This is a genomic window from Paenibacillus sp. LRG-1, assembly GCF_057220305.1.
The window spans coordinates 1,044,156-1,067,315 of record NZ_CM170126.1 but is presented as its reverse complement, the minus strand read 5'-3'; the positions used below and the strand labels follow the sequence as shown (position 1 = coordinate 1,067,315).

Here is a 23,160-nt window from a genome sequence, read left to right as displayed (position 1 = left end):
AGCATTCTCCTCCTCAAAACTGATTTCGATTCTTGAACAACAGATACAGGAAAAACGGTGCTCCTACCCCGGCGGTAAATACCCCTGCCGGAACATCGAGCGGCAGAAATACTGTACGGGCAATCAGATCAGCAGCAAATACAAGCAGGGCACCGACCAGTCCCGAAACGATGAGCATGCTGCCAAACATACGCCCTACCAGCTTCCGGGCAATATGCGGCGCAATCAGACCGACAAAACCAATCGTCCCCGCGACAGCTACAGCACCCCCGGCCAGCAGTACACTGCACAGTAGCAGTGCTGAACGATGACGCTGTACAGTGACCCCCAGCCCGGTGGCTAGATCATCCCCGAATTCCTGTGCGTTCAGACTACGGGCAAACCAGATCGCCAACGGAAGCACGATTACAATCACCGGGATGATCGTTCTGACATCGGTCCACGATGCGCCATACACACTCCCCGTCAGCCAGATATACGCCTGACCAGCCGTATAGAATGGACTAAGAATCAGCATGAAGGTCGTCCCGGCCCCCGTAATGGCTGACACTCCGATTCCGATCAACACCAGTCGAATCGGGCTTACTCCTTTTTTCCAGGCAAGAAGATATATGATGATTGTGGTAATCATCGCGCCCATAATGGCAAACAGCGGCAACAGCTTGATACTGATGGTTCCACCCAGCAGGGTGACAAAACCTACAGCGGCAACGGCAGCTCCTCCCGTTATCCCGATCACATCCGGTGAAGCGAGCGGATTACGAATAATCCCCTGCAATAGGGCACCGGACATGCCTAGTGCTGCACCAACAAGCAACGATAACAGCACACGCGGCAGCCTTAGCGTCAACACGACAAAGTCATGATCGCCTGCGCCCAGACCGAAAATCGTCTGCAGCACATTCAGCGGAGATATGAAATCATTACCCACACTAGTTCCTAGAATGGATGCAATCAATACCAAAACCATACAGATTCCGATGATGAACAGCGATTTGCGCTCCATTTGCAAGGATAACGTATCTTTCTTATTGCGAAAAGTAATCATCTTCCTCATATCTTCGTCCCCCCCTTGCGGGCAATATAGACGAAGAAGGGACCACCAATGAGCGCTGTCATAACGCCAAGCGGAACCTCCTGCGGCATGATGATCAGCCGTGCAACAACATCCGCCGCCAATAACAAAATGGCGCCGCCCAGAATGCAGTAGGGAACAAGCCAGCGGTAGTCGTTGCCAACAAACGCCCGCATGATATGCGGTACAACTAATCCTACCAGACCAATCGAACCGGCCACCGCAACAGAACCACCGGCTAGCAATACCGTAACGACTCCCATAAGTAGCTTAACCAGTAGCACGTTCTGTCCCATGCCTTTGGCGATATCATCACCGGTCAGGAGCAGATTGATCGCCCGGCCCATAAACAGGGATACCACAATGGCAACCGTCATATATGGCAGTACAGGATACAGCATGTCGAGTGTCCGACCGCTCACTGAACCTGCAAGCCAGAACAACACGTCCTGTAATCCCGTTCCATCCAGCACCAGGATTGCCTGCGTGAACGAAGCAAAAAGTGCAGAGATGGCGGTACCCGCCAGCACAATCTTGATGGGAGTCAGACCATCACGACCGATGGACCCAAGCGCGTACACAATCACTGTTGCAATGGTTGCCCCAGCAAAACCAAACCACATCATCGTACTGAGCGAGGACACCGACAGCACCACGATGGCAATAACGATAAAAAAGATGGCGCCCGCATTGATCCCAAACACACTTGGTGAAGCGAGCGGATTACGAGTTAGCGCTTGCATGAGTCCTCCCGCCACCGCCAAACTTGCACCAACAACAGCGGCAATAATTGTGCGTGGTAAACGTTCTGTCAGAAGTACGACATGCTCCACTGAGCTTTCGTCATAGTGTTGTAGTGCATCCACTGCTATTTGAAATGTTATGTGTGTGCGTCCCAGTATCATGCTGGCTACACAGGCGAGTAATAGTAAAATGAATAAGCCGGATAGTCCATACATCTTCGTACTTGCCTTCGTAAAAAGGGGAAACATATTCTCACTCTTTCATTCGTGAAATGCAAAAAGACCTGCCTGCCCATACACTTCGTATACGATGTCCTGGTGCATGGCAGGTCTTGCTCCCATTAATTCAGATTGAACTGCTTGTATAGGTCGTCCAGCATCATGTTGGCCGATGTGTATCCGCCTCCCATGTTCCAGGCCACTTCATCAACCTGTACCAGCTGGTTATTCTTTACCGCATCGAGATTTTTCCAGAGCGGACTGCTGGTCCAATCCTTATAATTTTTCTCAATAGCTTCTGTTTCCGTACCTGAATTGAAGTTGAAGATCATATCTGCGTTCATATCCGGGATGTTCTCTTTCGAAGTCAACTCCACACCCCAGGTGTCTTCATCATGTCCAGGCGGTCTGGTAAATCCAAGCTCTTTCAAAATTTTCCCGGCGTATCCCATATAGAAAATGCGAACCTGATCGGCTCTGAAATTCGTAATAGTCGCTTCAATGGGAAGACGGTCACCCATTTTGCCTTTGAAATCCGCTACCCTTGCATCCCAATCGGCAAGCAACTTGTCCGACTGTTCCTTCATATTCATCGCTTCACCAGCCGTCTTTACCGTCTCTTTCCAGTCAAACAACGTCTCGGTAACTACCGTTGGAGCAATCTGGGACAGTTGATCATAGATATCCTCATGTCTTGTTTTGGTGGCAATGATTAGATCCGGCTTCAACTTGTTGATCTCTTCCAGATTCGGCTGTGATTCCTGACCTACCTGCGTCACGCCATCCAGATCCGCTTTCAAATATTTATATACGGGTTGCTGAACCCAGGATTCCACAACACCCGTTGGCTTCACACCAAGTGCAACAACAACATCATTGGCACCCTGAAACAAGGTTACAATCCTCTTCGGAGTTCCCTTAATTGTCGTTTCACCCATGGCATGTTTGATAACTCTGGTCTGCTCGTCCGCACCACTGCCTACTGTATTGCTCTTATTACCACTTGCAGACTTGCTTGAAGGGTCAGTTGTCCCTGTAGTTCCACCCGAGGCACAACCAGCCAGCACCGATATCATCAGAATAAGTGCTATATAAATATGTAGCTTTTTTGTCAATCCAAACATGTAGTTCAACTCCCCCTTCTCATCCTAATTGATATTAAAAATCATTATCAATTGTATTGTAATTCAGTTGAGTACATTGTTCAAGCATATTGATACTGCTGTGGAAGAACTCCCCGTGCCTCTAGTTTCATGTTGAAAATCTCCTTGTACAGTAAAGGCTTGGATGAATACAAAATGCTCAGTATACAAAAAGGTGTAACCCTCCATAGTTGTTGGGTTACACCTTTATAAGAATTTATGACCTGTCTTCAAAAGACAGCGATCGCGGACAAACATACCGATTAAGGTGTATGCCTGCCTACATATTGATAAGTACCTTTCGGGTATACAATCCACTCATCCTGCTGATTAAAAACGGGTGAGCCACATGATATACCTTGTCTACGAACAAATGTCCCCCCTTGAGGAAACAATTGATTCTGCGAATGAGGCTCTCCAATCACATCTACCACAGTTTCATGATACTTCAGTACATATGCGACCGTATTAAATTCACTTGGGTTGTAGAAATGACCCTCTTGATTAAAATAGGCAACATTCGTGACATCCATGAAATCGTAAAAGATGCTGTTTATGATCAGATACGGAATTACTGGATTAACCGGATATAGCGCTATGCTGGATACGTTCATGCGGTTCGTGTTTTTCATGAATTGGTGAACCTCCAGCTCATATCCTTCTATTTTATGAGAGAAGTCACATTCTCGGTTGTAAAACAATTGCAGCACGATGCGACCGTCTCCACCATCGACATATTGTGAAAAAAACAAAAGAAATGCCTCCTGTGGTTCCTGATGAACCTGAAATATAGTCGCTCTGCCAGCAACTCCTACGACCTACTTAAGCTGGACTCTTAAAAAATTCTCGAGGGGACAGGAGTCTCCTTGGTGCTGCAAAGCATACCGTTTATGGTGTATGAGTGCCGACATATTGATAGGTCCCTTTCGGAAACGCATTCCACTCATCTGGCTGATTATAGGCAGACGATCCGTAGGATATTCCTGGCTTGCGGACGAACGTTCCTCCTTGCGGTGCAAATTGCTCATGCGAATTTGGATTTCCTAATACATCTACCACTTGTCCTTGGTATTTTAAAACATATGCAACGGTATTAAATTCGCTCGGGTTGTAGAAATCGCCCTCATCATTGAAATACCAAGCATTCGTAATATCCATGAAATCATAAAAGATACTGTCGATGATTATATATGGCATGGCAGGATAAAGCGGATTAATCGGTAAAGTGGTAACTTTCATTTGGTTTGTTTTCTTCATCCATTGATGAAACTCAAGTGAGTAACCGTCTGCCCGATGGGAAGGATCTCCATTCCCGTTATAATGCAATTGCAAAACAATTCTTCCATCCCCGCCATCCACATATTGCGAGAAATATACAGCAGGCGCTTGCTGTGGTTCCTGTTGGACCTGAAATACAGCAGCCCTTCCATCTGCTCCTACTACCCATACCAGTAAAGGTTCGGGAGAAAGGGGGATAGAGGTGCCCATGAGTTCTACAGGACCGAGGAATGTCGATGATGGCGTTCCTCTATATACCAGGAATTTAGATTGTCCTGGGAAATAACTGGATAGATCCACGGTTCTGTGCGGCAAGCCATATTTAACCCCAATCGGAGTGATACCGCCGGAAACCAGCTCCGCGTTGCGTGTATTCAACGTGTATTGAACTGAGCCACCCCGATCATCCGCAGCCGTAATAGTAATTTCAGCAAGGCCGCTGCCTGTACCCGAAGCCAGTGTTAAAATGCTGCCATTAAGCGATGCACTCACCAACGTCGGATCACTGGAGCTGACTGTAAACCGAAGCTCATCCCCATCCTCGTCGTTGAACAGTTGTTGCAGATCATAATCCCTTTGTTGTGTAACTCCGGGGGTCAATACCTGCTCGTTTATAGCCGAAATGACTTGAGGAGCATGATTGAGCTGAGGCATGCTGACGGTAACCGGGAACGTCGCTCCCTCTGCACGTCCGTACTGATCATACACACTGAGTGTTACACTTGTGGTCCCTACACTCACTGGGTTTAGCTGTAGTTTCTGACCATTCATATGGGCCGTAGCAATTCCTGGATCATACGTGTCTGCTGTCACTGACAGGGATGCTAGATCCCAGTTCAACAGGAACGGTGAGAGATCCAGTTCTGATGCAGCATCTCCCAATTGAAGCAACTGCTCAGGAATTGCTGTAATAACTGCATTTTCCAATAGATGAACCTGTAGGTCTGTGCTAATCTCTCCGCCTCTATCGTCTTTAGCCGTGATGGTAATCACGGTATTGCCGCTAGTCAGTCCATGAATGACAAGCTGATCATTTTGAACTGTAGCATCTGCCACGGCTGGATCAGACGAACTGATTTCATAACGAATCGGATCATGATCCGGGTCGGCAAAGATAGTGGACAGATCCACGGTTCCGTCAGCCTTGCCTAAAATCAGATGTACCGCGTCTGGTACACGGGTTACCACCGGGCTACTGTTCGGTATAGGCAAAACCGTTACAATCAAGGTAACTGTATCTGTTCCACCCTTGCTGTCGTCTGCCGTCAGGGTAATACTTACACTCCCCGCTTGCAGCGACTGCAAAGATAGCTGATCTCTCGTTATGGCAGTCTGCACGATAGAAGCATCCGAACTGGTCGCTGTGAACACCAGCGGGTCACCATCTACATCCGTAAATATCGTGGAAAGATCCAGCGTCGTATTCGGCTGACCCAATGTGACGGTTAGCGGTTGAGGGTCTTGTCCATGCGGAGCATGGTTAGGAGTGCCCTGAACCGTTAGCTTGAATTCAATCTGCTTTTGGCCTGTGCTGCCATCTTCTCCTTGCTGTCCGTCATTGGCAGTGACATGAACGATCGTACTGCCCGCGCGAAGCGGACTCAAACGCAATTCATCTCCTGTAAGCACCACCGACGCTACAGCAGGATTATCAACAGTAACCTGATACGTTAAGCTAGCATTTTCCGGGTCCTGAACATAGTCGTTCAAATGCAGTACCGAGTCGGACTGTCCCACAGTAAGCGCCTGATCTGATATACCTGCAGATACAGGATTGCCATTCACGATAATTTTGAAGGTAGACGACACCCTTTTTCCCCGTCCATCATTAGCCGATACACTGATGGATGCTTTTCCGACACTGACTGGCGTAAGCTTTAATGTATTGCCCGATACAGACGCCCGTACGATGCCGGATTGAAGAGAAGCTGCCGAGAAGGTCAAGATATCCCCATCAGGATCGGTAAAGAATTGGCGTAAATCGTACAATTGTTCACCAGCGCCTTCTGTAATTACACGCTCTACAGAAGCATTCACTACTTCCGGTGAACGGTTAGCACTGCTGGATGAACCAGATGAGCTTCCAGAAGATGAGGACGTGCCTGTTACACTTGCCACAGCTAGGCCCGTAACAGCGTTGGAAGCTACTCCGGTACCCAGTGTGACCGCAGATACCTGTACATTTCCACTCACATTTACTCTAGCTGCCGGGTTGCTGACTTGAATATTTTCAATACTACCTGTAGTTTTCAATTCCAAAGCACCCGTCCCGGTGACGGTCAGCTGCTGGATTGTGCTATTACCTGTCATCTCGACGGATTGGCTGCCAGTTACCTGAACGGTCTGAACCGTTCCCTGAAGATTGACATTTTCCGCCCCTTCATTAACATTCAACTGCGGCAAGGAAGCATCCGCGCTAACCTCAATGCTTGCGCTGGATTGCACGTTCATGACTGTCGCGCTTGCGGTACCACTGAGTACAACGTGAACGTCCGGTTTTGTGACATCCATTTGCGTCAACGTTGAGCTATCAAATACGACTGTATTGTTATCTCCGCCGTTGATATGCGTCTGTCCCTGCACCTGTACATCCTGTGCATAAAAATCCTGCTGTACTCGGGCATCCACCGTTAACTGCTGTTCCACTTTCAAATGCAGTACGGATGTAAAATCCCCGGCGATCACCAAATCTCCGTTCAGCGTAGAGCCGTGTCCATCCAGCACAACGTTGCCGCTGAACTCCGCTTCGCCGTCACGAGCCGAAGTCCCACTGCTACGAAGCTCCAGCCAAGTAACCTTGTCCACCGTCCGGCCTGTGGCATGGAAACGGATGCCTGCGTTGCGCAGCGCGGCCTGATTATCCGCGTGAAAAATGCCGCGCAGCGGCTCTGCAACGTCATAAGCGATGCCATTGATCCATATCTGCTTGCCGTCCATTTCCTGGAGCTGCGAAGCACGCTCCTGTGGAAACAAAGCAGATACGAGCAGGCTGGCCGCATCTACGCGGCTTACCGAGTCTTTGGCGTGTAGATTTCCGCCAAATTCACTCATCAGCCCGTCATTCAGCGCCGCCCGAATCATCGGGGTCGCCCACGGGCTGGCGTCCTTCCACGCCGTCGGCAGCGTCTGCGCCGACGGCGAGTCGGTTGTGCTGGCGGGCGTGCCCGCAGACGTACCCGTCCCAGCGGACCTGACCAACAGCGCGACCAGTTCTTGGGCGCTGATCAGGTCATTCGGACGGAAGTGTCCGTTGGCGTCGCCTTGCATCAGCCCGGCCTTACGGGCTGCCTCTATAGCCGGGCGCCCCCAACTATCAACGGGCACGTCCGTGAAGGAGGCAGCGCCGTCCAAGTTGCCCGTCGGAAGCTGCAACGCTTTGACCAGCAGCACGGCTAGCTCCTGACGTGTGAGCTTCTGCTCAGGTCTGAGCGTTCCGGCGGGATCGCCTTGGATGATCCCGAGTTCACGGGCTTTTTGTAGTTGTTCCAATTGCTGTGCTGTAAGCTTCTGTACATCCGTCCAGGCAGCAGTATTGTTCCCTGTGGACCCCTTGGATACGGAAGCCGTATCTATCACGGTAGCTTGCTCTGCTCCGGCAGGAAACGAGGGGGTCAGCAGCAGCAAAGCAGCTGCCAGCTGAGCGGTTAACTTCTTATTTTTCATGGTGCAATTCTCTCCCCACCGATAAATGTAATCATGTATTCAAAATCTTAGGATACGTATGTTTTACGGCCGAGGACGACCGATAAAGTCTCCTAAATTAACAGGGTAGTTCGTCCCTTCCACATTCCATTCACCAGCTTGATATGGATCTGTATTACCAATGACCGTACCGCTATTCCGTCCCAAAGCCTGCCCTTGACCAATAACTGCGATATCTATAAGCGTGTTGTTGTAATACAGCTTAAGCGTAACAGGTTCCGAATTGTTATTTTGTAACTGCAGGAAGGTAAAATACCACTCCTCCGATACGAACGAACTCAAATCATTCGCAATAACAAATGTGTGCCCAGGCATAATTACATCTCCGTCATTGGCATTTATAATAATCGGGTCTGGTTGGTCGGATCGCTCAATCCATATTCTACTTTTCTCCAACGGTCTGTTGGTAGGGTTATACAATTCAATCGCCTGGTCCAGATAATCCGGTTCGCCTTGCCACACGACTTCGGAAATGAACAAGTCTCTTTTCTCAACAATCACTGGAATTGTAAAAGATGTCGTTTCACCACGATTATCATTTGCTGTAATCGTAAGGAACGTCATACCATTACGCAAAGGTTGTATGAAAAGCGCATTCCCTTCTACCTGCCCCCCTGCCACCAATGGATCAGAAGACACCACAGTATAGGTCAGCGTGTCTCCATCCTCATCAGAGAACATATCATTCAGCTGCAATATTTGCTGACCATCTCCCGGGTCCAAATATTGAGGTTCAGGCACACGGGTCACTACCGGACGATGATTTACTGGTTGAGGAGCTTCAACTTGCAGCATAAATGAAGTGAAAGAAACGCCCCCACGTCCATCATTCGCCGTAATTCCAATCATCGTAATACCAGCATTATGCAGTGTTACAAATGAATCTTCTCCATTCTCCGCCACACTGCCTACTAGGGGGTTGGAGGAAGTTATGGTATACGTCAAGGTGTCGCCATCCTGATCCATAAATAACGAGCCCGGATACAGCATCAGCTTGTCCTGCAACACATTAGCAACTACGATAGGTAAATGAGGTAAAGCCACAGGTATGTGATTCTCAGGCTGCGGATCAGGCAAAGGCGCATTCACCATAGCAGCAAACTGAAGTGAGGCTGTACCTCCCTTGCCGTCATGGGCTGTTATCGTCATTAGACTAATGCCGGCTTGAAGCGGCGTAAGCATAAGCTGATCGCCTGTTACTTCTCCTGTGGCCACTTCTGGCGAAGCCGATTCCACCGTGTAGGTCAGTGCATCGCCATCCTCATCGTTAAACAAGTCAGACAGGCTAATCTGCTTGCCACCTTCATTTAAGAGCAAAGGAATGTCATTTAGGCTGTTGCTCGCGACAGGACTGTGATTAATGTCCTCCTCATAAGTAGAGCTGGTCACTGTATAGCTGAAAAACACGCTCGCTTTACCGCCTTTTCCATCCTCTGCCGTAACAAATACCTGCGTGCTTCCTACTGATTTAGGTTTTAGTGTAAGCTGTTGATTTGCCACTTCTGCTTCTGCTACGTATACATCCGAAGTGACCGCATGGTACGACAGTTCATCCTGATCGGCATCGTAAAACACATTTTTCAAATCCACTAGCGTATCTCCAGAACCCAAAATGGCATACTGATCGGCAGGAACGATAGCTGAGACAGGTACATGATTAGATGTTGGCGTTGGATTTGTTGTAGAACTGCCACCGCCACCACCAGATGAACTTTTTTTAGTGCTTGTTGAGGATGTATCCGAAGATGCACCCAACGTGGTATCACGTATAATTTGAGTCTCTGTTCCCCGCTCCGCAAGACGGGTCTGTACAGTCTGTATCCCATTGGCGAGACGTACCTGTGTATCGGCAAAATTCAGTTTAAGCTGCTGCCATACACCACTTCCCTGAATCTGAATAGGCTCATGCGTATCCACGATCATTTCGTTTACGTCTGCATGAATCTCTACATTTTTGGCACCCTGCATCAAGGTTACCTGAGGTAACGTATCACCTTGAATACGCACATAATCCGCTGCAATAGCTAACTTGCCTTTAAATTCTGTCCCTTTGCTATACAAAGTCACCGGTTGTTGGGCTGTACCACTTTGCACAATTTGAAGTGCTGACAGATCAGCTACGTTTCGGTTCGATGTCTGATAGGTTAGGGTAGCCCCTTGAAGCGCCGGCACATTGTCTGCTCCGAACAGTTGCTTCAATTGCTGGCCGATCAAATAGGGCTTTCCATCCATATAGGCGATATCCCCGTCGATACGAGATAGGATTCCCGTCCGTTCACCCGATTGGAATACATTCACCAAAAAGGCTGCGATATCCTGACGTTTTACCTGTACTTTAGAGTCAAACCGATTATCCGGCGTATCCATTAATCCCAGTTTGAGAGCTGCCTCTACGTTGCTTTTGGCCCATGCGCTCACCTGATCCCCATCAGAAATGTCCTGAACATCTCCGCCTTGAACATGGGTTCCTCCAATCGCTCTCACCAGAATGGCTGCCAATTCCTCACGACTCACTGCAGCATCCGGGCGGAAAGCACCTGATTCATCTCCGGTCATTAGACCTGCCGCACGCACAGCTTCTATATAAGAAGCTGCCCAACTCCCCTGCGTATCCTTAAAAGTTACTGCTTTCTCCGTTGCGTCAAGCTTAAGTGCATTAGCCAGCAAAGCTGCCATTTCCTTACGCGTTAACGGTTGATCTGGACGGAAAGAACCATCTGGATAACCCGTGATCAGTCCTTGCTTCACAGCCTCCTGTACCGCCTGTAATGCCTGGGATGACATAGTGGACTGATGTGTAAAAGATACTGTACTGGCTTTAGTCACAATCGCTGACGTCTCCCCTTTCGTTTCCGCATGAACAAGCTGGGGCCCCCATGCCATACCTGCCAGCAACGTCACCATCAGCACTTTTTGCCATTCTTTATTTGTTTCTTGATTCATCAGACTCTCCCCCGTGAACGGTTCATTCTTGTTATTAGTGAAAAGATCTTATCATCCGCCTCTGAACCAATTCTGAACAATATTAAAATTTTATCTTTTTCACAGTCTGGACTTTGTAGCAAATGAAAAAAGAGCGCTCAGCCAGATGGGCTAAGCGCTCTAAAACTTCTATAAAACGTTGATGTACATGCCATATCAGGAAACCGTAGGATTCCATTGAAAGGTAGCTGCGGACTTGGAGGGAAGGGTAGATTTGAAAACCTTATTTCCCTGCCGAACCTTAAATGTCTTTGTGTTCTCTCCCGTATTGGCGGCAATCAGGACAAGCGTACCGTCGGGGTTGCGGTAGGCGACCGTTTCGATACTTCCACTATAATGTGTAGAATCAATACGTACTGCACCTGGACGGACAAATTTGCTGGCGTGCCCAATCGCATAGTACTCCACATTTTTCGTAACTGCACCGCTTAACGGGTCGATGGTCACTACACCTCTACAGTTGGCGCAACCCCCATTGGTCGGACCCCCGGACGGGTCAAGTGCGATATTCCAAAAGAGGACATTTTGCGACCAGTTTCGGGGTGCACCAATGATCAGCTTGGACATATCCCAGCTCAAATCATCTCCAAAGCCCGGACTCCACGCCCCCCCACTACATTCTGTCATATATACAGGCTTATCAGGGAAAGCATTATGCACATCTGTCATCGCTGTGGGCTCTCCTTTGTAGCAATGAAAGGCTGTTCCGTGCGTATAGTTTCGAGCCTGTTCATCTCCTAACACAGTCTTGGCATATTCGCTCCCTGTATCCCAGTTATGGTCAAAGGCAATAATGTGAGTAGATAAATGGTTTCGATTTAGGGTCGGGCCCAGGTATTGTTTAATAAAATTCGCCTGTTCTGCTGCTCCCATGCTCATACTGGGATACTTGGACGTCGTGAATTCTGGCTCATTTTGAATGGAAATCGCCTGAATCGGAATTCCCTCGTTCGCATAAGCCTGTAGATAACGAACAAAATAGTCAGCATACGCCTGGTAGACGCGCGGATTGGTATAGTCCAAATACCAGCCGTTATAAATCTGCTCCCCATATTTCATCCAGGGCGGAGCTGTCCATGGGGTTCCCATAATCTTTAAATCCTGGTTTCTTCTCAAGATTTGCTTCAGCACATCGATCACATCCCGATCCTTGGCGATGGAGAAATGATTCAGCTCATAGTCCTTACCTGTTGCCACATCGTCATAGGTATAGCTGCCAGGCTGCCCCTGTCCATCTACGGAATAATCTGAGGCTCCAATGGTATGGCGAATATAACTCAGTTGAATGCCACTGGCTGTAAACAAATCATTTAGCAGCTGATCACGCTGATTGGCAGACATGCCATAATTCATCAGGTATGCGGACGAACCGGACACCGCTGCTCCAAACCCTTCCATCGTCTGGTAACGAATATCTGGCTTAATCTCAATCGTCAGTGTATCCGCATTCGCTGCATTTTCTTTACTGTGATCCCTATCCCAACGGATCGGGGTTTGTTGGGTTAGGCGATTCGCCGGATCGGGTGTTGTTAGCCACATGTTGACGTTATTTTCTGCTTTCGGCCCCGGAACATTCCGTATAGCCATACTGGCCAGGACCGCACAGATCAAAATGGCTACTGCAGCTATAAGCAGCCAGATGTCAGTACGTCGTTGCTTTTGGAGTTTTTTCATCTATATCCTCCTCTCCCCATCATTATCCTGTCCCCATCCTCCCTACTATTTCAGCTTTCACTTGGGTTTCCCTTTGCATACCTGTTGGACGTTTACATACCAATAGCAAAAAGAGAGCCGGTGCTTGTGCCCGCGCTCTCTTGAATATAACCATTTTAAAACAAATGTAACGGGATTACTTTTTTGCCTTTTCTGTAGAGGTTGCCGGAATCGTAACACTTCCCGTCAGTCGTAAATCCTGAGAGGAACTGCCCACATAAATGGGCACTTCACCCGCTGGCATAACCCATGCTTTGGACTTTTCATCCCAATATGAGAAAGCTTTCGGGTCGAGCTCAATGCGAACCTTCTTCTCTTGACCCGGCTTTAACTCTACCTTGGACCAGCCTGCCAGTTGACGGGATGGAGTCTCTACGTTTGTCGGAAGCTTACCGTTGTACACCTGTACAACCTCAGCTCCGGCTGTTTTACCCGTGTTCTTCAATTTTAGCGAAACTTCGACGGAACTCGTACGATCAGATTTTTTTCCACTCGCATGCTGTTTTGTTTTCAGATCGCTATATCCGAATGTCGTATAGGATAAACCGTGTCCAAAGGAGAACGCCGGTTGAATACCCGATTTCTCATACCCACGATAGCCTACAAAAATACCATCTGAATAGTCACCTATACCGTTCACACCCGGAAACTTCTCTGGTGAGGACACGGGTGTAGACTGCTCGTTAACCGGGAAGGTTACCGGCAACTTACCCGAAGGATTCACATCCCCGAATAAGACGCGTGCTATAGCATTCCCTTGCTCTTGTCCAGCAAACCATGCTTGTACGATGGAAGGGACTTTGTCCTGCCAGGTATCCATTTGCACGGCTCTGCCGCTCATTTGTACGACAATAGTTTTCGGATTTGCAGCCGCAACCGCACGGATTAGCCGATCCTGATTGTTCGGCAGTTCCATATCGAAACGCTCAACATATCCTTCGCTCTCATACGTACGCGTAACAACAATCGCAACATCCGATTTTTTCGCCAATTTCACAGCGTTGTCAATCAACTTATCTGACGTATCTGCCGGAGGTTCCCAGCCCAGACGAACCATACCACCGGAATCACGACCATTTGTCGGATAATCAGCGCGGTATTCAATACGTATCTTGTGCTTTTCACCCGCTTTAAGGGAGATGCTTTTCTTCGTAGTGCCCAGCTTTTCACCTTGATTGTCCACGAAAAGCTTATCGTCGAGATACAGCTTGCTTGATCCCAAACTGGTTAATGACAATGCATAGTCACCATCCTTGGGAGCTGCAATTGCCCCTGTCCAGCGTGCAGATATCAAGCCGTTCAGTGTCGTTGGTGTATTTGGAACTTTAGGGGACTTCGCATTGAAGCCCTGATAATTATAAAATCCAAGGTTCATATTGACTTGGTCATCATTGCGTACAAGAATCGGATTTCCTTCCATCTTGTTATTCTTCCAGTATTCGCCTCGAAGCCCCTGTTCGCCATCTCCATAAGTCGCATATCCAACACTGATATCCTCTTTCTGATCAGATGTAGTCAACAGTGAAGACGGAACAGCCGATGGGCCAGGCATAATGTCTCCTGCAGAGATCGGGTCTGTACCCGGTGCATATTGGACGGTAACACCTTTGCCGACACGATTGCGGATGCCCTCTAACGGACTCACGGTATACGTCGGGTTCACCAACGAACTGCCTCCGCCTGCCACAGTGCCGTTATCTGCATCGGGGCCAATCACAGCAATGGACTTGAGTTTATCTTTAGACAACGGTAATGCATTGTTTTTATTTTGAAGCAGTACCATACTTTCCTCAGCCAATTGACGGGCTGTCTTGCCATGGTCACGGGCATCAATTTGATTATTTTGAGCCGGGTGATCGAATAAACCTTTGCTGAACATTTGCACCAAAATGCGCCCAGCCTTATCATCAATCGTTTTTTCACTTACCTTACCATTCTTAATAGCCGCCAGCAGCTGATCTCCCCATTTACCATAAGGGGTCCCCGGTGTTTCCAGGTCCAATCCGCTATTTGCCGATTCGACTGTACTCAGGTTCGCACCGTAATCACTCATCACGAAGCCCTTGAATTGCAGTTCCTTCTTCAAGAGGTCGGTCAAAAGAGTTTTGTTCTCACAAGCAGACTCGCCGTTGACCTTGTTAAAGGAGCACATTGCCCCTCCCAAATCTGCCTTGGCGATGACTTCTTGGAACGGGCGTAGGTAAATCTCATGCAACGCACGGTCACTGACTTTGACATTCGTCGTGAAGCGCTCTGTTTCCTGATTATTCATAAGATAATGTTTCGCAGTCGCCAAAACAGGGTGGCTTTGTATACCTTTGACATAAGCGGTCGCCATTTGCGATTGCAGTAGCGGGTCCTCACCCATAGATTCAAAGTTTCGCGATCCCCATGGAATACGGGCAATATCCATCCCCGGTCCAAGCGCAACATTATGAGTTGTATTAAAAGCCTCGTCTCCAATCAAATCACCATACTGTTTGGCAGCTTGGGTATCCCACGTTGCAGCCAACGCAATTGGAGCAGGCAACGCAGTAGATTGCTTGTCCTGCACATCTGGATTAGCGATACGCACACCCGCTGGTCCATCTGCCATCGCCAGCGCCGGAATGCCCAACCGCTCCATCGAATTATTATAGAATCCATAGTAATTGTTGACCTTGCCAGTCACCAAATCTATTTTTTCTTCCAGCGTCATTTCCTGCAGCAGCAACGCTGTCCGTTTCTCAGCCGACAGGGCCGTGTTCATCCAAGGCCGATCTGTCTGGCTTCCTGCCGCTCCTGCAATATTCATAGGTCCGATCACAACAGCCGCGATAACTGTCATCATCACCATACGGAACAACCATGTTGATTTCACTTTCACGTTTGTAATTCCTCCTTGATGTTAGGTCATGAGGTGAATGCCTATTCAACTCTCACAGGCTTGCAAAGGCTCTCGATCCTGCGAGCTCCGACAAGAATCCAGAGCCACGGGATAAGCAAGCAAGTCAGCAAAAGCCGCAATGGCTCAAGTGACACGTTTACCACCCTACCGTACATTTCCGAAAATTTCATTGAAAGTTTTTGGAAGTACAACACTAGGACCTTCATTCTTTTTCATGAAAAGAGAGCGTTAACAATTCAGTTAACCGATAATAAAATTACACTTTTGTAACTATTTAATGACGGTTTTTTAACTAATTTTAATCCATAAAAATGATTCATATGTCCCACTCTTGACTTACTCATATGGCGTTACCTAGCGTGCGACCAAAGTCGCTATTTGGGAATTGGAAATACTTATGTATAAGAATTTTTTTTCAAAAATCCAATAATCGACTTCCAATGAACAAGATATAGATCGCAATGTTAATTCGTCTATATCTTGCACTTCGGAGTGACTGGAATCGAATTTCGCAAAATCCTGGTATGAAAAATAACGCTCATAAACAAAAAAATTCCAGAGAACCTGAAAGGTCCCTGGAATTAATGTGATTATTCAAACGGATACCGAAGCCCCCATTGTGAACGAATCTGATCCATCAGTTTCATAATTCCTAACGATTCATCTAAAGAAATAGTAGAACTTTCGAGCAAACCTTCGTTCAAGCAACGCCCGACTTCTTCTGCTTCAAAGGCATAGCCTGTAGAGGATCGGTCATCCTGAAAGTTTTGTGCCTCTTCACCGTCCACAACTAAAGTAGCAGATGTGCTGTTCAGGAATGACGGAATGTGGATATAGCCCTTTGTTCCATGGATGTATGCCTCATTCGTCAATCCGAGACGGACTGCCCCGTTAAGCATAGCCGTGCGTCCTTTTCCATAATCCAGCAAGATCGAAAATGTCTCGTCAACGCCTGTCTCCCCGATATGAGCAGTGCTCCATACATGCTCAGGTTCAGGACCGAAGACCATTGAAGCAAAAGAAACCGGATAAATTCCTGCATCTAATAGAGCACCTCCGCCCAGCTCAGGGTTCAAAAGCCGCCCCTCCGGGTTCCAATCTATTCGAAAACCAAATTCCGCCTTAACCAGCTTTACCTCGCCAATGTGTCCCGCATGTATCCACTCCCGCACTTGGCGAATCGGAGGCAAAAAACGTGTCCACATTGCTTCCATCAGGAATAGCTTACGCTCACGTGCAAAGCCGATCATTTCCTCCAATTCTTTGCTATTGACGGTGAAGGGTTTCTCACACAAGACTGCTTTGCCCGCCCGAAGAGCCGTCAGAACATTTTCTTTATGAAAAGGATGGGGAGTCCCTACGTAAATAGCATCTACCTCGGGATCTTGTGCTAATTCCTCATAGCTCCCGTAAGCCCTTGATATTTGATGCTTAGCTGCAAATTCGGTAGCGCTTTCAATAGTGCGTGATCCAACAGCATACCCTTCTCCATTCGAAACATGCGCCAAATCCGCCACAAATTGATCTGAGATCCAGCCTGTGCCGACAATTCCCCATTTGATCTTTTTGCTCATACTTGTGTCCCTCCCAGCAATTTGGTTAACGTTGACTTACAACATACCCTTTTATTCTAGCAAACGCCTGTCCTAAACAAAAGAAACATTTGCTAGACGACAGTTTCTTTTGTGACCCAGCAGCATCTTCATTTATACCCATTATTGAATGACGTATCTGTAAAACTTTTTATCCACTTTCATGACTGGAAAACCAATCGGCAATTCTTCTGGAGCTATACTAACAAAGCCGTTCTTCTCATAGAAACGATGAGCTGCTACGAATTGTGGTGTTGTTCCAAGATAGATTTCTTCAATAGACCTTACCCTGGCCCATCCTATGGCATGATGCAATAATTGATTCGAAACATTGAATGTTTTACCTCTATAGTTTTGTTTTACAAACATTTTTCTGAGTGCTGTCTTACGGTTCCCAATATCTAACAAAGCTATAGTCCCTACTACGGTTTCTTCACTAAGAGCTACCCAGAAGTTGCCGTTACCACGCTGATAAAAGTTTTCAATATCAAGCAAATCTGGCTGATCTTCTTTGGTTATGGCGATATTATATTCATCTTTTTGAATATGTAAAATTAAATCGACAACTTGTGATTGATACTCGGTTGAGTACTCTTTTAGAAAGATACTATTAATCATCGTTGTGTTCTCCTATTATCGTCAATTGTTATACTGTTAGATTCTCATCAAACCACAGAATCTAAAATATTACCCATATCTCCTTATTGGCGCTTGATACACGCTCAATATTAAATAACTCAACCTCCGCAACTAAACTAAGTTTCCACCTACACAGTCGAGGATTTGAAACCATTGTCTAGGTGCGAACGTTGAGTTAATTATGAATCTCTATATATCAGAATTCTATTCTACGCTTGAAGCTGTGTAAGAATTTGCGGGTCCTTGATCTTTTGGTCCTCGGCCAACAACACAATTTTGGATAGAATCTCCGCTGTTCTTGGGTCTTCGTCCAGAAACGGCAGGAAGATGCGTCCACGATGCTGCGAATGCACCGGAATAATATGCAGTGCTCCCTTCGCTTGCTTATAGACCCCCCCGCTTCCCAGATGCACAGCATATTCGCCAAGGGTCCCATCTACACGTGCATAATTCCCATCCAAGCGTACATTGCTAATTTTCAGCAGGCGAAGTGATTCCTGCACAATCACCCTACGCATTTCAATGGTCGTCAGACTGGCCTCTGGATCAACGCCGCCTATATGGGCAACACTGACGACCAGATCCACGTCCCGCATAACTTCGGAGAACAGAACAGGAGGAACTTCGTCCAACGGTACGCTCTTATACGTTGTCCGATCAAAGAACTGTACTGTCTCCAGCGTAGGAGCCTCAGTATCCGCTGGTGAGAACCAGTCTGCCATGGCATACAGGTTCGCAATCAGATTCTCGGCATAGTACACCTTCTGGAGTCCGTCCTCATAGCTGACTGTCCATTGGCGACCTTTCAATAGGGATACCGTTTTATTCGGCTGTACCTGGTGTCCCGCATATCGACGGGAAACTGTCGCGTTTGCACGTTCATCAGCATTCAGCAAGTACAGCTCACGGAACACCTGCTTAAATGGCTGGCGTATCTGGCGGTCGAATAAGTCCTTCTGGAAGTCGCTCCAACGACCACTTTCGAACAAATGAAGGGGATGAGCGATAATCAGCTTGTCTTCTTCTCCTATAGTATGCTGTTCAGCAAAAGGAGCCGTCAATACCAACGTTTCCTCATTAAAATATCCGAGGTGATCATCGGCCTTGAAAACCAGTGTTCGCACCAACGGAGCAAGCACAGGATTACCCAGCAGTCCTCTTAATTCCTTCACCATAAAGGTCGTACCAGACTCCATAGAGCGTTCCAATTCTTTGCGAGCTCTGCGGTACTGATCCACTAGATCTCCTTTAAGCTCCTTCAGCGACGTAACATACTCATCCTTCTTGAAACGAGCCGGAATGGATTTCAGCGTCTTGCCTTTGCTGACAATTTCAATATCTGCCGCTCCTTCAGCATCAATGACGAGCTGCACCGTTGTAGCCTCGTCCAAAGCATGTGGCTCAAAATAAGACCGGAGATCATCCAGCTTACGAGCTTCCATGTCCCATACGAGACGGGTTACATCATCATAACCTGCGTTACGTGCCAAATTCCCGAGTGCAATCCGTGAAACGAGTGCCTCACTGGCCTTACGCTGTGCTCCGAATTTTTTGCTTTGTTCCAGAAACCTCTGGATAAAATCATAACGTTCGCGTACATCTGGTTCAGGCGGCTGAGCAAGTGGAATCAGACTGTAGGTCAGCAAATGGTCTTTGTTTCGCTTGTCTTCCACTGATTTTTCCATGTCACTTCGTTTCAGCTTGCCTAGCGTCGCATCTGCAAACAACTGGGATCGACGATGATTGGCTCCAGCTGAAATATACTTGGCACAATCGTACAGCAGATCAAATCGTTCCTCGCCCAACGTCTCATAGGCCTCATGGAACCAGTGAATATCGAAGGCACCATCATTAAAATCTTGCGGAGCAATCGGCGAATAATGGGCTACAATCGTTTCCTTCTCGGCCGAAAAACCTTCATTGATATGTGCATGGAAATACCATGCGGCACTGCGAAGCCCTTCCCAACCGAGATAGTCTGCTACAATCTCAATCCACTGTGGAGCATACATAGCAGCCTCCAGCAGACGTTTATCCGTAATTTTAGTGTTTTTCAGCTTTTCCTTGAGCAACGTGGCATTCTCGCCATCACTCGGATAACATGCTTTGAGCAAGTGGCTGAACGATTCTTTTTTGGTAATACGATCACCGTAGCCGTACACATAACCACGCACAAACGTTTCCTTGTCGAGACCCTCCAAAATACGGATGAAATAATCCATACCTTCAAATTGGCTCAATCCCATAACCTTTGGCGTAGCCTCGGTAGGCAAATCGCCTCGAACCAATTCAACCTCTAACAGTCGATCAATAACCGTACGACGTATTTCCAAAAATTCATGTTTGCTAGAAATCCATGTATTGCGGGCATTGGTTAAGGAACTCATATGTCTTCTGCTTTCCCTACCGGCCAGCAGTTCCCGATAGACTTCCCCTACACCGATCAACCCTTTTTCATATGCTTTGAAATAATCCTCCAGATCCAGCGGAGAATAAAAACGATTTTCCGCTCCTGGCAGTTCTGCGTAGTTCACAAAGGTATGGAAAAAGCGCTTAAAGGACTCACCATCATGAACCTGCCCCTTCTCCAGTGCCACCCACGGGCCGGACAATAGATGGAGCATTCCCATATCCTCAGCAGGTCTGTCCTTAGGCACGCCCTGCATTAGTGAATTTAAAGCAAGGTCAATTACGTCAAATGTTTGGTCACCGGATGTGTCCATAAAATAAGCATTAACTAATGTACTTACCTGATCGGAATAGGTCAGCTCTGCCATCCACTTCTGAACCTCGTTAATCCGATCCAAAGGATACATTTGCTCAGCGAAGTCTTTACGCCATCCTTCCAGCAGCTTGTGCTTGCTTTGTTCTGAATAATTCATGTTAAAAGAAAAGTATCGATAGTAGCGATCCAGCGTTCGGTCCATAGGCTCCAATCGGTCATAAAAAACAAGCTCCAGCAGTTCACGCGCTTCCATGCCGCTTTCCTGCAAATAACGGTCCCACTCCTCATAGAGAGGATATAAAGACAGTCTAGAATCTACTTCTTCATCGACCTGAACCAGCCGTAGAGGACGAAGGTTCGTCCCAATAAGCAATGTATCTTTGTAGCCCGAATAATACTCCGCAGTATATTCCACATCACGATGATGATGAACAAGCTCATCCAGTCCGCTCAAGAACTGCTTGAGCTTCTCCAATGGACTAACAAAAACATCGGACAATCGAAAATCACCCAGATCAACTTTCTCTTCCAACCAAGCTTCCTTGACATTCGGATCGTACAGGCCAAAACCGTTAGCCCCTGTATAAGCATCCTCCTGTCCCAGCTTGGACAGCAGTTGCTCCTCTTTGGCTGTGGGTTGCTGAATGATATCCGCCAAAGCCCGCAGGCTTTCATACTGTTCGGCACGATCCGGGTCTGCATATATCTTCGTCAATACTTCCAGTCCACCCAATCGTTGCAGCTCCGCCTTAGCACGAAGCAAGCGTTCCAATGAGCCAGCCAGCGGCCCTTCCGATTGTGAGAGCAACACACCAATGACACTTTGTCGCAACGATCCCGTCTTGAGCTTTAATAAGGCTTCCATTTGTTGCATTTCTGGTTCCGACAGCGTCAGCTTACGCGCCTTGGCCACAGCGAACTCACGGATACTCATACTTTTGTCAGACAAACTGGAAAAAATAAAATCACGCTGTACCGTATCCTCAGGGTTTTGCACAAAATGGTTCAACAGTTCGCCACGCAGATTAGGGCTAATCTGTTCCTTTAAGGCTATGATTTCCCCAATCCAGGAAGCGTCCATATCATAACCAGCGAGATACAGCATTTTTTGAATAGGTGCATCTGAGCGGTGATACAGATTAACAAAATCCAGCACCTTGGAAGGCTCGGTGGACTCACCCTTTTTCATATGTACAAACAGGTTATGAAGTCGTTCAAAATCTTTACGCCGCTCCTCTTTGCTCTCCAGCAAAGGAGTGCGCACCACTTTAACAATCCGATCCGCGACCGTCCCGCCTTCTATCCATTCATAAAAATAATTGCTTGTATAGTTCGTCAGTATCCAATATTGAAGTTCCGGGTTCGTTTCATCCAGATATTCTCTCGCAATTCCGAGGCGCACATCCTTGTTTTCACTGTTAGACAGTACATAAAGCGCTACGATCTTCTGGTAAGGTGCTCCCTGCTCCATGAGTTTCTGAACCTGTCCATACAAATCACGTTCCTCATGTACTGCGGTAGCCCACAAACTCATATATACTTCATTAGCATTTGAGCTGGTCAGCCATTCTTGGCGCAGTTCACTACGAGTCAATGCTTCATATGCCTGCTCGATCAGTTGGCGAACGACCCGCTGATTAGCGGATTCCAAACCCATTCCCGTCCAAACTGCAAGCGCCCGCACTACCGAGCTGTAACGAATGAAGCCTTGGTCGATGATCACCTTTAACAGATATATTAGAGCCTCCGGGGTTCCTTCATCCATTTGTTCCACGATACTTTGGCGCAATCCCTCCTGGAGCTTGGCGGCTGCCAAGAGCTCTCCAATCATGCGATAATTCTCCTCCTGATGACTCAGGAGCATGCCTTTAATCATATTGCGCGTAAGTAACGCAGCCTGATTATCCCCATAAATAATAGCTTTTAACGCCTCAAGCACCTGCGAATTACCGTTATCCAGCTCATAAGCAATCCAGTCACCAATCGTTTCCTGAATCCGGTAATCCCTGCCTGGTTCATAATCCTTTTTTGTTAAATAATCCATTACAGAGAACCCGATACAGTCCATTCGGATCAACTGCACCATTCTTTTATAAATCCGGGAAGTATGGGCCGTAATATCCGAAGTGCGAAACGGTTTTCGCGCATACCCTGTGCTGTATGGATATTCAGTCACATGCTCTGTTAGATGGGCGAATACATCGCCCGCTGTTTGTCCAATTAGAGCACGTAATACCTCTGTCAGTGGTTTAAACAGCGGTTCTCCGCTTTCTGTCGCCCGTTCTTTTAATATTCGCTGACATTCGTTAAATGGCTCCTCGTTCTCCTGTATGTAATGAAGCTTACCCAGTTCCACAACATACTGAGCCAACTCCTGTTGTTGTCCATCCAGTTGCGCCGCGCGCTCCTTCAGTGTGGTGAAATATTCTTGCTCATTGTTCTCTTGATGCATATTTCGTTTCC

11 protein-coding genes are annotated in these 23,160 nt (G+C 47.5%); all 11 read right to left on the bottom strand.

Translation table 11 applies throughout. The features are described from left to right. Nucleotides 1-13 precede the first annotated feature (13 nt). Nucleotides 14-1,057 carry a FecCD family ABC transporter permease gene (locus ACUUJN_RS04760; RefSeq protein WP_023987174.1) on the bottom strand — a complete coding sequence of 348 codons (1,044 nt, stop codon included), beginning with the start codon at nt 1,055-1,057 and terminating at the stop codon, nt 14-16. Further along, entirely contained in the window at nt 1,054-2,067 is a 1,014-nt protein-coding gene (locus tag ACUUJN_RS04755; protein ID WP_023987173.1) for a FecCD family ABC transporter permease, read from the bottom strand. Before ACUUJN_RS04755 ends, ACUUJN_RS04760 begins: the two co-directional genes overlap by 4 nt. Nucleotides 2,068-2,159: 92 nt before the next feature. Next, a complete protein-coding gene (locus ACUUJN_RS04750; protein ID WP_028542061.1) occupies nt 2,160-3,161 on the bottom strand; it encodes an ABC transporter substrate-binding protein in 1,002 nt (333 codons plus the stop codon). Nucleotides 3,162-3,442: 281 nt separating this feature from the next. After that, complete coding sequence (locus ACUUJN_RS04745; RefSeq protein WP_023987171.1) at nt 3,443-3,931, bottom strand: hypothetical protein; 489 nt, start codon at nt 3,929-3,931, stop codon at nt 3,443-3,445. A 136-nt stretch (nt 3,932-4,067) separates the two neighbouring features. Continuing rightward, a complete protein-coding gene (locus tag ACUUJN_RS04740) occupies nt 4,068-8,120 on the bottom strand; it encodes an S-layer homology domain-containing protein (protein ID WP_484669331.1) in 4,053 nt (1,350 codons plus the stop codon). A 63-nt stretch (nt 8,121-8,183) separates the two neighbouring features. Beyond that, nucleotides 8,184-11,102 (bottom strand): S-layer homology domain-containing protein, encoded by a 2,919-nt coding sequence (locus tag ACUUJN_RS04735; protein ID WP_484669330.1) that lies wholly within the window; start codon nt 11,100-11,102, stop codon nt 8,184-8,186. Nucleotides 11,103-11,297: 195 nt separating this feature from the next. Next, on the bottom strand, nt 11,298-12,815 hold the full coding sequence (locus ACUUJN_RS04730) for a glycoside hydrolase family 30 protein (RefSeq protein WP_484669329.1): 1,518 nt from the start codon (nt 12,813-12,815) through the stop codon (nt 11,298-11,300). 175 nt (nt 12,816-12,990) lie between these two features. Next, complete coding sequence (locus tag ACUUJN_RS04725; RefSeq protein ID WP_484669328.1) at nt 12,991-15,720, bottom strand: glycoside hydrolase family 3 C-terminal domain-containing protein; 2,730 nt, start codon at nt 15,718-15,720, stop codon at nt 12,991-12,993. A 611-nt stretch (nt 15,721-16,331) separates the two neighbouring features. Beyond that, complete coding sequence (locus ACUUJN_RS04720; protein ID WP_071559239.1) at nt 16,332-17,315, bottom strand: Gfo/Idh/MocA family protein; 984 nt, start codon at nt 17,313-17,315, stop codon at nt 16,332-16,334. Nucleotides 17,316-17,456: 141 nt separating this feature from the next. Continuing rightward, nucleotides 17,457-17,951 carry a GNAT family N-acetyltransferase gene (locus tag ACUUJN_RS04715; RefSeq protein WP_484669327.1) on the bottom strand — a complete coding sequence of 165 codons (495 nt, stop codon included), beginning with the start codon at nt 17,949-17,951 and terminating at the stop codon, nt 17,457-17,459. Nucleotides 17,952-18,181: 230 nt separating this feature from the next. After that, on the bottom strand, nt 18,182-23,149 hold the full coding sequence (locus ACUUJN_RS04710) for a DUF5724 domain-containing protein (RefSeq protein ID WP_484669326.1): 4,968 nt from the start codon (nt 23,147-23,149) through the stop codon (nt 18,182-18,184). Between the last annotated feature and the right edge of the window lie 11 nt (nt 23,150-23,160).

What these genes read in the sequence shown, in the direction of transcription:
- ACUUJN_RS04750 (WP_028542061.1), bottom strand. Translation starts at nt 3,161, where the DNA reads ATGTTTGGATTGACAAAAAAGCTACATATTTATATAGCACTTATTCTG.
- ACUUJN_RS04715 (WP_484669327.1), bottom strand. Translation starts at nt 17,951, where the DNA reads ATGATTAATAGTATCTTTCTAAAAGAGTACTCAACCGAGTATCAATCA.
- ACUUJN_RS04735 (WP_484669330.1), bottom strand. Translation starts at nt 11,102, where the DNA reads ATGAATCAAGAAACAAATAAAGAATGGCAAAAAGTGCTGATGGTGACG.
- ACUUJN_RS04740 (WP_484669331.1), bottom strand. Translation starts at nt 8,120, where the DNA reads ATGAAAAATAAGAAGTTAACCGCTCAGCTGGCAGCTGCTTTGCTGCTG.
- ACUUJN_RS04730 (WP_484669329.1), bottom strand. Translation starts at nt 12,815, where the DNA reads ATGAAAAAACTCCAAAAGCAACGACGTACTGACATCTGGCTGCTTATA.
- ACUUJN_RS04760 (WP_023987174.1), bottom strand. Translation starts at nt 1,057, where the DNA reads ATGAGGAAGATGATTACTTTTCGCAATAAGAAAGATACGTTATCCTTG.
- ACUUJN_RS04755 (WP_023987173.1), bottom strand. Translation starts at nt 2,067, where the DNA reads ATGTTTCCCCTTTTTACGAAGGCAAGTACGAAGATGTATGGACTATCC.
- ACUUJN_RS04710 (WP_484669326.1), bottom strand. Translation starts at nt 23,149, where the DNA reads ATGCATCAAGAGAACAATGAGCAAGAATATTTCACCACACTGAAGGAG.
- ACUUJN_RS04720 (WP_071559239.1), bottom strand. Translation starts at nt 17,315, where the DNA reads ATGAGCAAAAAGATCAAATGGGGAATTGTCGGCACAGGCTGGATCTCA.